The 12,913-nt window shown below is 58.2% G+C and carries 6 protein-coding genes; all 6 read left to right on the top strand.

The features are described from left to right. Positions 1–88: 88 nt before the first annotated feature. The 6 genes from AC6I8N_RS16110 to lplT all read left to right on the top strand — a co-directional run bounded on the left by AC6I8N_RS16110 (position 89) and on the right by lplT (position 12,896). The gene (locus AC6I8N_RS16110) at positions 89–1,336 is read left to right on the top strand and encodes an MdtA/MuxA family multidrug efflux RND transporter periplasmic adaptor subunit (protein WP_497829464.1); all 1,248 of its coding nucleotides are present in this window, start codon (positions 89–91) and stop codon (positions 1,334–1,336) included. Then, positions 1,333–4,542, top strand: coding sequence for an efflux RND transporter permease subunit (locus tag AC6I8N_RS16105; protein ID WP_497829463.1), 3,210 nt, complete (start codon positions 1,333–1,335; stop codon positions 4,540–4,542). The genes AC6I8N_RS16110 and AC6I8N_RS16105 overlap by 4 nt, the downstream gene beginning before the upstream one ends. Continuing rightward, the gene (locus tag AC6I8N_RS16100; protein ID WP_415175240.1) at positions 4,539–7,640 is read left to right on the top strand and encodes an efflux RND transporter permease subunit; all 3,102 of its coding nucleotides are present in this window, start codon (positions 4,539–4,541) and stop codon (positions 7,638–7,640) included. Before AC6I8N_RS16105 ends, AC6I8N_RS16100 begins: the two co-directional genes overlap by 4 nt. 3 nt (positions 7,641–7,643) lie before the next feature. Continuing rightward, positions 7,644–9,050, top strand: a complete 1,407-nt coding sequence (locus AC6I8N_RS16095; protein ID WP_497829462.1) for an efflux transporter outer membrane subunit — start codon at positions 7,644–7,646, stop codon at positions 9,048–9,050. A gap of 508 nt (positions 9,051–9,558) precedes the next feature. Then, the gene (gene aas / locus AC6I8N_RS16090; RefSeq protein WP_497829461.1) at positions 9,559–11,709 is read left to right on the top strand and encodes a bifunctional acyl-ACP--phospholipid O-acyltransferase/long-chain-fatty-acid--ACP ligase; all 2,151 of its coding nucleotides are present in this window, start codon (positions 9,559–9,561) and stop codon (positions 11,707–11,709) included. After that, positions 11,706–12,896, top strand: a complete 1,191-nt coding sequence (gene lplT, locus AC6I8N_RS16085; protein ID WP_208723704.1) for a lysophospholipid transporter LplT — start codon at positions 11,706–11,708, stop codon at positions 12,894–12,896. Before aas ends, lplT begins: the two co-directional genes overlap by 4 nt. Positions 12,897–12,913: the final 17 nt, after the last annotated feature.

The raw sequence follows: 12,913 nt of genomic DNA, 5'->3' as shown, positions 1-12,913 counted from the left end.
CGATAATACGCCCGGTAATGATTTACCTTTGAAATAATCCCCTGCTTTTCAGGGGATTTTCCATTTATCTGATGACCTGAAGAACCTAATGAAGACCAATGTACCTCGCTCCGCTTTCTCTCGCTGGCTGAAATGGCTGCTGCTGTTAGTTGTGCTGTTAATTGTCGCTGGCGTGATCTGGCGCGTAGTCGGGGGGCATGCGCCGGGTGGTATGCCATCGGGTGGTGAACGTGGCGGTCGCGGCGGTCATCGTCCGGCCGGTGGTCCTCCGGGCATGGCGATGATGATGGGCGGTGCAACCCTGGTGCATAGCGGTGTGGCCAGTACGGCGGATGTGCCGGTCTACCTCAATGCTTTGGGTACGGTGATCCCCAACGCCAGCGTAACCGTCACCAGTCGGGTGGCGGGTCAGTTGGAAAAGGTCTACTTCACCGAGGGACAAAAAGTGGCAGCGGGCCAGTTGCTGGCGCAGATCGATCCGCGCAGTTATCAGGCGACGCTGGCGCAATATCAGGGCGATCTGGCACAGAACCAGGCGTTACTGAAAAGCGCAGAGCTGACGCTGACACGCTACAAAAAACTCTATGCGCAGGACTCGCTGGCGCGTCAGGATCTCGACACGCAAACCGCCACGGTCGGCCAGTATCGGGGTGCGGTGGCTGCCGATGAAGCGCAGATCGCCAGCGCCAAACTGGATATCGAATATTCGCGCATCACCTCGCCGGTCAGCGGTCGCGTCGGCTTACGCCTGGTCGATCCCGGTAATATGATCCAGACCACCGATACCACCGGCATTGTGGTGGTGACGCAGATGCAACCGGCGGCGGTGACCTTTAGCGTGCCGCAGAGCAATATCCCGCAGCTGACCAAAGCGCTGCACAACAATCAGAGCCTGCCAGCGACGGCATTTGATCAGGACAACACCACGGTGCTGGCGCAGGGTGACGTGCGCTATATCGGTAACCAGATCGACACCAGCACCGGCACCATCGAACTGAAAGCCAGCTTCCCGAACGAAGACGAGTCGCTGTTTGCTAACCAGTTCGTCAACCTGCGTCTGCAAACCGATACACTGAAAAATGCCACGGTGATCCCGGCGCAGGCATTGCAGTTGAGTAGCGACGGCAGCTTTGTGTTCATCATCAACAAAGACAACACCGTGACGCGCAAAGCGGTCACCACCGGCCCTGCCTTCGGTGATGATCAGCAGGCGATCCTGAAAGGGGTTGAACCGGGCGATCGTCTGGTGACGGAAGGTATCGATCGCCTGACCGACGGCAGTAAAGTGACGCTGGCCGATGAGAGCAAACCGACTGCGACCGCCGAGGCCAAATGAACCCGTCACGCCTGTTTATCCAGCGTCCGGTCGCGACCATCCTGTTGATGGTCGGCGTGCTGATCTCTGGCATCTTCGCTTATAAGTTTCTTTCCACCTCGGCGCTGCCGCAGGTGGATTATCCCACCATCCAGGTGACCACCTTGTATCCCGGTGCCAGCCCGGATGTGATGGCTTCTTCCGTCACCTCGCCGCTGGAGCGCCAGCTCGGACAGATGGCGGGGCTGAGCCAGATGACCTCCACCAGCTCCGGCGGTTCGTCGATCATTACCCTGAAGTTCAGCCTCGATCTGTCGCTGGACGTGGCCGAGCAGGAAGTTCAGGCGGCAATTAACGCTGCCAACAACCTGTTGCCGAGTGATTTGCCTAATCCGCCGACCTATAAAAAGGTCAACCCGGCAGACAGCGCGGTGATCACTCTGGCGGCAAGCTCCGATACGCTGCCGCTTACCCAGGTTCAGGATCTGGTGAATACCCGCGTGGCACTGAAGCTGTCGCAGATCTCCGGCGTCGGTATGGTGACGCTGGCGGGCGGCCATCAACCGGCCATCCGCGTGCAGATGGATCCAAGAGCGCTGGCGGCACACAACCTGACGCTGGAAGACGTCAACACCCTGATCAGTAACGGCAACGTTAACGGTTCGAAAGGGGGCTTCGACGGCAAATATCACTCCGTCACCATCGATGCTAACGACCAGCTTCGCACCGCCGAAGAGTACGGCAATCTGATTATCACCTACCAAAACGGTGCTGCGCTGCGCCTGAAGGATATCGCTCATATCGAACAAGGGCCGGAAAACAGCTTCCAGTCGGCCTGGGCCAACAACAGCCCGGCGATTGTGATCAGCGTGCAGCGTCAGCCAGGGGCGAATGTGATTCAGGTGGTGGATGCAATCAAAGCCAAATTGCCGACCTTGCAGGCCGCACTGCCGGATGGCGTGAAGATGAGCATCCTGTCGGATCGTACGCAAACCATTCGCGCTTCGATTAGCGACGTGCAGTTTGAGTTGATGCTGTCGGTGGCGCTGGTGGTGATGGTGACCTTCCTGTTCCTGCGCAATATCGCGGCGACGCTGATCCCCAGCGTGGCGGTGCCGCTGTCGTTGATTGGCACCTTTGGCGTGATGTATCTGGCCGACTTTAGCCTGAATAACCTGTCACTGATGGCACTGACCATCGCCACCGGCTTCGTAATTGACGATGCCATCGTGGTGGTGGAAAACATCTCGCGGCGGCTGGAGGAGGGTGAAACGCCAATGCAGGCGGCGTTGAAAGGATCACAGCAGATTGGTTTTACCATTATCTCTCTGACCTTCTCGCTGATTGCGGTGCTGATCCCGCTGCTGTTTATGGGCGATGTGGTGGGGCGTCTGTTCCGCGAATTTGCTATCACCCTTGCGGTATCGATTCTGGTGTCGATGATAGTGTCGCTGACGCTCACCCCAATGCTGTGTGCTTATTTGTTGCAGCATATCCCGCCGGAGAAACAATCGCGCTTCTCGCGCAAGGGCGGCGAGTTCTTTGACAAGCTGATTCGCGGTTACGACCGCATGCTGACCATCGTCCTTAACCACCAGAAGCTGACGTTGCTGGTGGCGCTGGCAACTTTCGCACTTACCGCGTTGCTGTACATCGCTATCCCGAAAGGCTTTTTCCCGACGCAAGATACTGGCCTGATTCAGGGTGTGACCATCGCGTCGCAAGATGTGTCCTTTAATGAGATGTCGAAACGTCAGCAGGCGCTGGCGCAGGTGATTCTGAAGAATCCTTCGGTGGAAAGCCTCTCCTCCACCATCGGCATCGACGGCACCAATACCAGCCTTAACAGCGGCAGCATCCAGATCAACCTCAAACCGTTTGGTGAGCGTGATGATAAAGCCGACGTGGTCATTAAGCAGCTGCAACAAGCCGCCGCGCAGGTGACGGGTATTCAGCTTTATCTGCAACCGGCGCAGGATCTGACGGTCAACGATCAGGTCACACCGAATCAGTATCAGTTCACCCTCGACGATGCCGACAGCGAAAACCTGGTGAAATGGACACCACAACTGGTTGCTGCGTTACAGAAACGCCCGGAATTTAACGGCGTGGTGAGCAATTTGCAGGATCAGGGGCGCGTGGCGTACGTGGAGCTGAACCGCGACAAAGCTGCGCGCTATGGCATTACCGCTGCCGATGTCGATACCGCGCTGTATAACAGCTTTGGTCAGCGTCTGGTTTCCACCATCTTTACCCAGGCGAACCAGTATCGCGTGGTGCTGGAGGTGGCGCCGCGTTTCCAGCAGTCGCCAGCCTCGTTCGACGATGTCTGGCTGCCCTCGACCACCAGCACCAGCGATAGCAGCACCAGCAGCACCACGACATCATCGTCCAGCAGCACCACGAGCAGCTCGACCTCCAGCAGTTCGGATTCGAGCAGCAGCACCACCACCGGTATGGTGAAACTGACCTCGATCGCCACCATTCATCAACGCACCGGTTCACTGATGCATATGCGCCTGAACCAGTTCCCGGCGGTGATGGTGTCGTTCAACCTTAACAGCGACTATTCGTTGGAGGATGCGCAGAAAGCGATTGCCGACGTGACGCAACAACTGAATCTGCCTTCGAGCATCACCTTGCGTTATCAGGGCGAGACTTCCGCCTTCCAGAGCGCCACCAGTAACACGCTGTGGCTGATTCTGGCGGCGCTGATCACCATGTATGTGGTGCTGGGCATTCTGTACGAAAGCTTTATCCATCCGGTGACCATCCTCTCCACGCTGCCATCGGCGGCGGTCGGAGCGCTGTTGACGCTGCTGCTGGCTGGCAGCGAGTTCAGCCTGATTGCGTTGATCGGGGTGATCCTGTTGATCGGTATCGTGAAGAAGAACGCGATTATGATGATCGACTTTGCGCTGGAAGCGGAAAACAAACAGGGGATGAGTCCACGCGATGCTATTCATCAGGCGTGTTTATTGCGTTTCCGCCCGATTCTGATGACCACGATGGCGGCGCTGCTCGGTGCGTTGCCGCTGATGCTGGCCTCCGGCTCTGGCGCAGAACTGCGTCAGCCGCTCGGCCTGGTGATTGTCGGCGGATTGATCGTCAGCCAGGTGCTGACGCTGTTCTCCACCCCGGTGATCTACCTGTGGTTTGATGGTTGGGCGCAGCGCGGCAAGCGTTTCGTGCAACGCAAACAACAGCAGGCGCGAGGCGAGCAATGAATTTGACGCGGCTGTTTATCTTCCGCCCGGTTACCACCTTACTGCTGACGCTGTCGATCATGCTGCTCGGCCTGCTGGGCTACCGGTTGTTGCCGGTAGCGCCGCTGCCGCAGGTGGATTTCCCGACCATTATGGTCAGCGCCAGTCTGTCTGGTGCCAGCCCGGAAACCATGGCCGCCACGGTGGCGACACCGCTGGAGCGCTCGCTCGGCCAAATCGCCGGTATTACCGAGATGACCTCCAGCAGCTCGCAGGGTTCCAGTACCATTATTTTGCAGTTTGAACTGGACCGCGATATCAACGGCGCAGCGCGAGATGTGCAGGCGGCGATTAACGCGGCACGCAGTTTGCTGCCCAGTTCAATGGAATCGCTACCGACCTATCGCAAAGCCAACCCGTCGGATGCGCCGATTGTGATGCTGGCGCTGGTATCGGCGACCCGTACCCCAGGTGAACTCTACGATCTGGCGGAGAGCAAGATTGAGCAGGCGGTAAGCCAGGTGCAAGGGGTGGGTGAAGTGTCGCTGATGGGCAGTGCGCTGCCTGCGGTGCGTATCGACCTGCAACCGCAGAAACTGACGCAGTACGGAATCTCGCTGGACACGGTGCGTACCGCCATTGCCGACAGCACCACCAACTTGCCGAAAGGTATCCTGCAAGGCAACAGCCAATCCTGGGTGGTGGACAGCAACGGCCAACTGGATAAAGCGGCGCAGTACCGCAATCTGATCATCACCTATAAGGACGGCAAAGCGGTACGCCTGCATGATGTCGCCACCGTGTATGACTCGATAGAAGATAAGTACCAGGCCGGTTTCCTGAACGCCACACCGTCGGTAATGGTGGGGATTAAGCGTCAGGCCGGTGCCAACATGCTGGATACTATCGACGCCATCAAAGCCCAGTTGCCGGAGCTGGAGAAAGATCTGCCCGCCGATACCCAGTTGAAGGTGGTGGTGGACCGTTCGCCAACGGTGCGCGAATCTCTGTACGACACCGAAGAGACGCTGTTGATTGCCGTGATGCTGGTGATTGCGGTGGTGTTTATCTTCCTGCGTAACGTGCAGGCGGTAGTAATCCCGGCGCTGGCGCTGCCGGTGTCGCTGATTGGCACCTGTGCGGTGATGTATTTACTTGGCTATAGCCTCGATAACCTGTCCCTGATGGCGCTGATCATCTCCACCGGTTTTGTGGTCGATGATGCGATTGTGGTGCTGGAAAATATCACCCGCCATATCGAAGAAGGGCTGAGCCCGCTGCGTGCCGCCTTACGGGGTGCGCAGGAGGTGAGTTTCACCGTGCTGTCGATGACCATGTCGTTGATTGCGGTGTTTATTCCTATCTTGTTGATGGGCAGCATTGTCGGGCGTCTGTTCCGTGAGTTTGCGGTAACCCTGACCATCTCGCTGCTGATCTCAATGTTTGTCTCGCTCAGCCTGACGCCGATGTTGTGCGCGCGCCTGCTGAAGGCCAAACCGAAAGTCACCCAACGCCCGCACCCGGTGTATCAGTTCATTGAAAACCAGCTCAATGCGCTGCTGGCCGCCTACTCGCGCGGTCTGGCGTGGGTGATGGCACACCAGAAAATCACCATGTTTAGCCTGGTGCTGACCGTGCTGCTCAACCTGTTTCTCTATTCGGTGGTACAGAAGGGCTTCTTCCCCAACCAGGATACCGGCCTGCTGATGGGCGCGTTGCGCGCCGACCAGAACATCTCGTTCCAGGCAATGAAGCCGAAGATGCTGGAGTTCACCAAAATCATCCAGTCCGACCCGGCGGTGGAGAGCGTGATGTCATCGATGGGGAGCGGCATGTTTGGTTCGCGTAACAGCGCCAACTTCTTTGTGCGTCTGAAGGATTTTGATCAGCGCAGCGCGACCGCGACCGAAGTGGCTAACCGCCTGAGCATGAAAACCAGCCATATTGCCGGTGGGCAGATGTTCCTGATGGCGGCGCAGGATCTGCATATTGGTGGCCGTAGCGCCAACGCCACCTATCAATACAGCTTACAAGCCGACGATCTTGACCTGCTGCGTACCTGGACACCCAAAGTGCAGGCGGCGCTGGCAGCGATCCCGCAGCTAAACAGCGTCGATTCCGACTCGCAAACCGGCGGTCAGGAAGTGGTGATCAACATCGATCGCGATCGGGCGAAGATGCTGGGCGTTAACGTGCAGATGATCGACACCATGCTGAATAACTCCTTCAGCCAGCGACAAATTGCCACGCTGTACCACACGCTCAACCAATACCATGTGGTGATGTCGTTGCAGGATAGCTACACCCGTGACCCGGACATTTTGCAACAGTTGTTTGTGGTGAATGACAGCGGCGATCGCGTGCCGCTTTCGGCATTCGCCACCTTTAAGGGCGGCAACGCGCCGTTGTCGGTGGCGCATCAGGGCCAGTCAGCGACCAGCACCATCGCCTTTAACCTGAATGACGGCGTGTCGCTGGAACAGGCGCAGGCGCTGATTAAGCAGGCGATGGCGAAACTGGGCCTGCCTTCGACGATTCAGGCGGGCTTTGCCGGGACGGCGGCGGCCTTTGCCCAACTGACGGCCACCATGCCGTGGTTGATTCTGGCAGCGCTGGCGGCGGTGTATATCGTGCTGGGCGTGTTGTATGAAAGCTATATCCACCCGATCACCATCCTGTCGACGCTGCCCTCGGCAGGGGTGGGGGCGCTGTTGTTGCTGTTGCTGACCAACACGCAACTGACGGTGATTGCGCTCATTGGCATCATCTTGTTGATCGGTATCGTGAAAAAGAACGCCATTATGATGATCGACTTCGCCATCGATGCGGAGCGCCGCCTTGGTCTGACGCCACAACAGGCGATTACGCAGGCCTGTCTGATGCGCTTCCGTCCAATCATGATGACCACGCTGGCGGCGTTCTTTGGTGCCTTGCCACTGGCGCTGGGCAGCGGTGGTGACGCCGATCTGCGTAGCCCGCTTGGTATGGCGATTGCCGGTGGTCTGGCGCTCAGCCAACTTCTTACCCTGTTTACCACGCCGGTTGTTTATCTCTGGCTCGATAGTCTGAGCCGCGCCACGAAACGTCAGTGGCGGCGGTTGCGTCATGCGGAATCCTGATCCATGAAAATGTCGTTATCTGTTACCCCGATCGTTATGGCGCTGTTGCTGGCAGGCTGTACCGTTGGCCCTGATTATCAGCGTCCAACGATGGCGATGCCGACCCATTTTAAAGAGGCCAAAGGCTGGACCCAGGCCATGCCGCAGGATGATAAGAGCAAAGGTGAATGGTGGTCGGTCTACCACGACGCCACGCTCGACAGCTTGCTGCGTCAGGTCAGCATCTCCAACCAGAACGTTGCCAACTATGCGGCGCAATATCGTGAAGCCCAGGCGCTGGCGGGGCAGTCGCGTGCGGAATTGTTCCCATCGGTCAGCTATGACGCCAGCAGCACCCGCAGTGGCAGCCGTGTCAGCACCACCGGGCAGCGCAGCGTCAGCAACAGCCATCAGGCTGAGCTGAGCGCCAGTTGGGAACTGGATCTGTGGGGCAAACTGCGCCGCACGCTGGAAGAGAACAAAGCCAGCGCTCAGGCGAGTGCGGCGGAACTGGCGAATATCACCCTCAGCGCCCAGTCCGAGCTGGCGCAGGACTATTTCCAGTTGCGCATCATGGACGAAAAGATCGCCCTGTATCAGCGCAGTGTTGATGCCTATCAGCGTTACCTGACGGTGATTCAGAACAAATATCAGGCAGGCAGCGAATCACGCGCCACCCTGGCGCAGGCTCAGATGCAACTGGAGAGCGCCCGTGCCTCGGCGCAGGATTACCAGTGGCAGCGCGCCCAACTGGAGCACGCCATTGCGTTGCTGATTGGCCGTGCCCCGGCGGATTTCTCACTGCCGGTGGCGAAGCTGGAAGCGACCTTACCGGAGATCCCCAACAGCATTCCGTCGCAGTTGTTGCAACGCCGCCCTGATATCGCCTATGCCGAACGTAACGTGGCGGCAGCCAATGCGGCGGTGGGGGTAGCGATTGCCGGTTACTACCCGGATCTGACCCTGAGCGCCAGTGGCGGCGTCAGTTCATCAACCTTCAGTAATCTGTTCTCGCTGCCGAACCGTGTCTGGTCGCTTGGCCCGGAACTGAGCGGCACGCTGCTGGACTTTGGTGCCACCTCGGCGAAAGTGGAACAGGCGAGGGCTTCTTACGACGCCAGTGTCGCCAGCTATCGCCAGGCGGTGCTGGAAGGGATGCAGGAAGTGGAGGATTACCTGGTGGAGCTGAACACGCTGAAAGGCGAACTGGTTTCACTGCAATTGTCTACTGCTGCTGCGCAGGAATCGGCACGCGTGACGCGGAATCAGTATGAGGCGGGGATGATCGATTATCTCGACGTTGCCACCACTGAAAACAGCAGCCTGAGTGAGCAGCAGACCCTGCTGTCAACGCAAAGCACCCAATGGGTGACCAGCGTAGAGTTGATTGCCGCGCTGGGTGGTGGCTGGCAGGCGGATAAATCGCACTAACGGCTGGTGCGGGTTTCGTTCGCCATAGGCTGATGTAGTTGCAGCTCGCCGGTGCGGCGACCGAGCAAAGGGTGCCTGGCCGCACCCTTTGCAATCCCGGGCCTCGCGCCAGCCTCTTTTTTTGCGCGATAAATCGCGCCGCTACCACTCAACGCCGCCTTTCGCCGCATGGATGCGGCGAGAGAGCGGAATGAGCCAGGGATGGCGAATCCGCGCGTGCCGTGTGGCCTGAGTGATAAGCGAGGGCACAGCGCTATGCGCTGCGCGAGGACGGCGCAAGGCGCGGATTGCAAAGGTCCGCGCCCTCGGACCTTTGCCCGTCCGCTTGCACGTTGCGGCTGAAACTGCCTAATGCCTGGCGGGCGGACCCTTCTCAGTGCCAAACCGCTGCCTGACACGTAACACGATTTATCGTGCAGCCCCGCGCGATAAATCGCGCCGCTACTTGTCGAAAATCCCTGAATCCTGCATCGTAGGGGCCATTTTTAACGACTGCTAAGGAGCTGGCATGTTATTCACCTGTCTGCGTTTCCTCTGCCGCCTGTTATGGCGCGTCGAGCTGCGCGGTGATCTGACGGTACTGAACAAACCCAAGGTGTTGATCACCCCTAACCACATGTCATTTCTCGATGGCGTGCTGGTGGCACTTTTTCTGCCGATCAAACCGGTGTTCGCCGTCTATTCATCGATCAGCGATCAATGGTTTATGCGTATCCTCAAGCCGCTCATCGACTTCGTGCCGCTTGACCCCACCAAACCGATGTCGATTAAACATCTGGTGCGTCTGATCAACGAAGGCCGCCCGGTGGTGATATTTCCGGAAGGGCGTATTACCGTCACCGCTTCGCTGATGAAAATCTACAGTGGCGCTGGCTTTGTGGCAGCGAAATCGGGTGCCACCGTGGTGCCAATGCGCATCGAAGGCGCGGAATATACCCCGTTTGGTCGCCTTGCCGGCGTATTTAAGCGCCGTCTGTTTCCGCGTATTACCCTGAGTGTGTTACCTGCGACGGTTATCCCGATGCCAGAAGCCAAACGCGCGCGTGAGCGGCGTATCCTGGCTGGCGAGCATTTACATCATGTGATGATGGAAGCGCGTATGGCGGTGCGGCCACGGGAAACGCTGTTTGAGGCATTCCTCAATGCGCGTACCCGCTACGGTCTGTTTAAGCCGTGCATCGAGGACATCAACTTCAAAACCGACAGCTACACCGGATTGCTGAAAAAAGCGCTCGGCGTGGGCCGTATCCTCGAGCGCTACAGTCGTCAGGGCGAATATGTCGGCCTGCTGCTGCCGAATGCCACCGTGACCGCTGCGGCCATTCTGGGGGCTTCGCTGCGTGGACGCATCCCGGCCATGCTCAATTACACCGCCGGGGTTAACGGGATGCGCGCAGCGTTGACCGCCTCACAGGTGAAAACGGTCTTCACCTCGCGTCAGTTCCTTGATAAAGGCAACCTGTGGCATCTGCCCGAAGGTTTGACGGACGTGCAGTGGATCTTCCTCGAAGATCTGCGATCGACCGTCACCACCAAAGATAAACTGTGGATCCTCAGCCATCTGCTGATGCCACGTCGTGCGATGGTGGCGCAAAAGCCTGAAGAGGCCGCGATGGTGCTGTTTACCTCCGGCTCGGAAGGCAATCCCAAAGGAGTGGTGCATTCGCATAAAAGCCTGCTGGCGAATGTTGAGCAGATTCGCACCGTTGCCGATTTCACCCCGCGTGACCGTTTTATGTCAGCGTTGCCACTGTTCCACGCCTTTGGTCTGACCGTGGGGCTTTTCACGCCGCTGCTGACCGGTGCGCAGGTGTTCCTTTACCCCAGCCCGCTGCATTATCGCGTGGTGCCGGAGCTGGTATATGACCGCAACTGTACCGTGCTGTTCGGCACCTCCACCTTCCTCGGCAACTATGCACGCTTTGCCAGCCCGTACGATTTTGCCCGTCTGCGCTACGTAGTGGCGGGGGCGGAAAAATTGCAGGAAGGCACGCGTCAGATTTATATGGAGAAATACGGCATCCGTATTCTCGAAGGCTATGGTGTGACCGAGTGCGCACCGGTGGTGGCGATTAACGTGCCGATGGCGGCAAAATCGCACACTGTAGGCCGAATTCTGCCGGGGATGGACTCGCGTCTGATTTCGGTGCCGGGTATTGAGCAGGGCGGTCGCCTGCAACTGCGTGGGCCAAACGTGATGAACGGTTATCTGCGCGTGGAAAATCCCGGTGTGCTGGAGCCGCCAGTAGCCGATAACGGTGAAGGTGAGATGGAGCCGGGTTGGTATGATACCGGCGACATCGTCAGCTTTGATGAGGGAGGGTTTTGCCAGATTCAGGGCCGCGCCAAACGCTTCGCGAAAATTGCCGGAGAGATGGTTTCGCTGGAAATTGTCGAGCAGATTGCGTTGAAAGCCTCACCAGAAAAACAACATGCCGCATCGTTGCGACCCGATGGCAACCGTGGAGAGGCGCTGGTGCTGTTCACCACTGACAGCGAGCTGGATCGCGAGATGCTCAAACATGCGGCCCGTGAGTTGGGGGCGCCAGAACTGGCGTTGCCGCGTGATATCCGTGTGCTGAAACCTTTGCCGATACTCGGCAGCGGTAAACCTGACTATGTCAGCCTGAAAAAACTGGCCGAAGAGGAGCAGGCATGAGCCAGGCGGTAAATCCGGATACGCCGCTGTTGTCGCGTGGCATGATGGCGGTGATTGTGGCGCAGTTTCTCTCGGCGTTTGGCGATAATGCGTTGTTATTTGCCACCCTCGCGGTGCTGAAAAACCAGTTCTATCCCGACTGGAGTCAGCCGATTCTGCAAATGTTGTTTGTAGCCACTTACATTCTGCTCGCGCCTTTTGTCGGGCAGATGGCCGACAGCTTCGCCAAAGGTCGTGTGATGATGTTTGCTAACAGCCTGAAGCTGTTGGGGGCGTTGATTATCTGTTTTGGCTTCAATCCGTTCCTTGGATACACCCTGGTAGGGGTGGGCGCGGCGGCCTATTCTCCGGCCAAATATGGCATTCTGGGTGAAATCACGCAGGGTGATAAGTTGGTCAAAGCCAACGGACTGATGGAGGGATCGACCATTGCGGCGATCCTGCTGGGGTCGGTTGCGGGTGGCATTCTGGCGGACTGGCATCTGCTGGCAGCGCTGGCGGTGTGTGCACTTACTTACGGCCTGGCGGTCGTCGCAAACCTGTTTATCCCGCGTTTGCTGGCAGCACGTCCCGGCCAGAGCTGGCACTTTGGCATGATGCTGCGCAATTTTACTCAGGCAACGTTGTTGCTGTGGCGTAATGGCGAAACCCGTTTTTCATTGATGGGTACCAGCCTGTTCTGGGGCGCAGGGGTGACACTGCGTTTTCTGCTGGTGCTGTGGGTGCCCGTGGCGCTGGGTATCAGCGATAACAAAACGCCGACCACGCTGAATGCGATGGTAGCGATAGGTATCGTGATTGGCGCGGCTGCGGCAGCAAAGCTGGTGACGCTGCAAACCGTACGCCGCTGCATGCCTGCCGGGGTGCTGATTGGCGTGATGGTGGTGGTGTTTTCCTTGCAGCACAGCTTGTTGCATGCGTACCTGATTCTGATGCTGATTGGTGCGCTGGGCGGGTTCTTCGTGGTGCCGCTCAACGCGCTGTTGCAGGAGCGCGGTAAAGCCACTGTCGGAGCGGGCAATGCAATTGCCGTGCAGAACCTCGGTGAAAACACCGCGATGTTGCTGATGCTGGGGCTGTATACGCTGGCGATTAAGCTGGGGGCACCGGCAGTGGCGACCGGGGTTGGTTTCGGCGCGATATTCGCTGTGGCTATCGCAGTTTTATGGTGGAAAGGACGGCGCTAGCCGCGGTGGGTTCGAAC

It is taken from the genome of Pantoea sp. X-Soil-TKNS-1279 (assembly GCF_059730565.1).
Note: the sequence above shows the minus strand (reverse complement) of the source record. Positions and strands in the feature narration are given on the sequence as shown.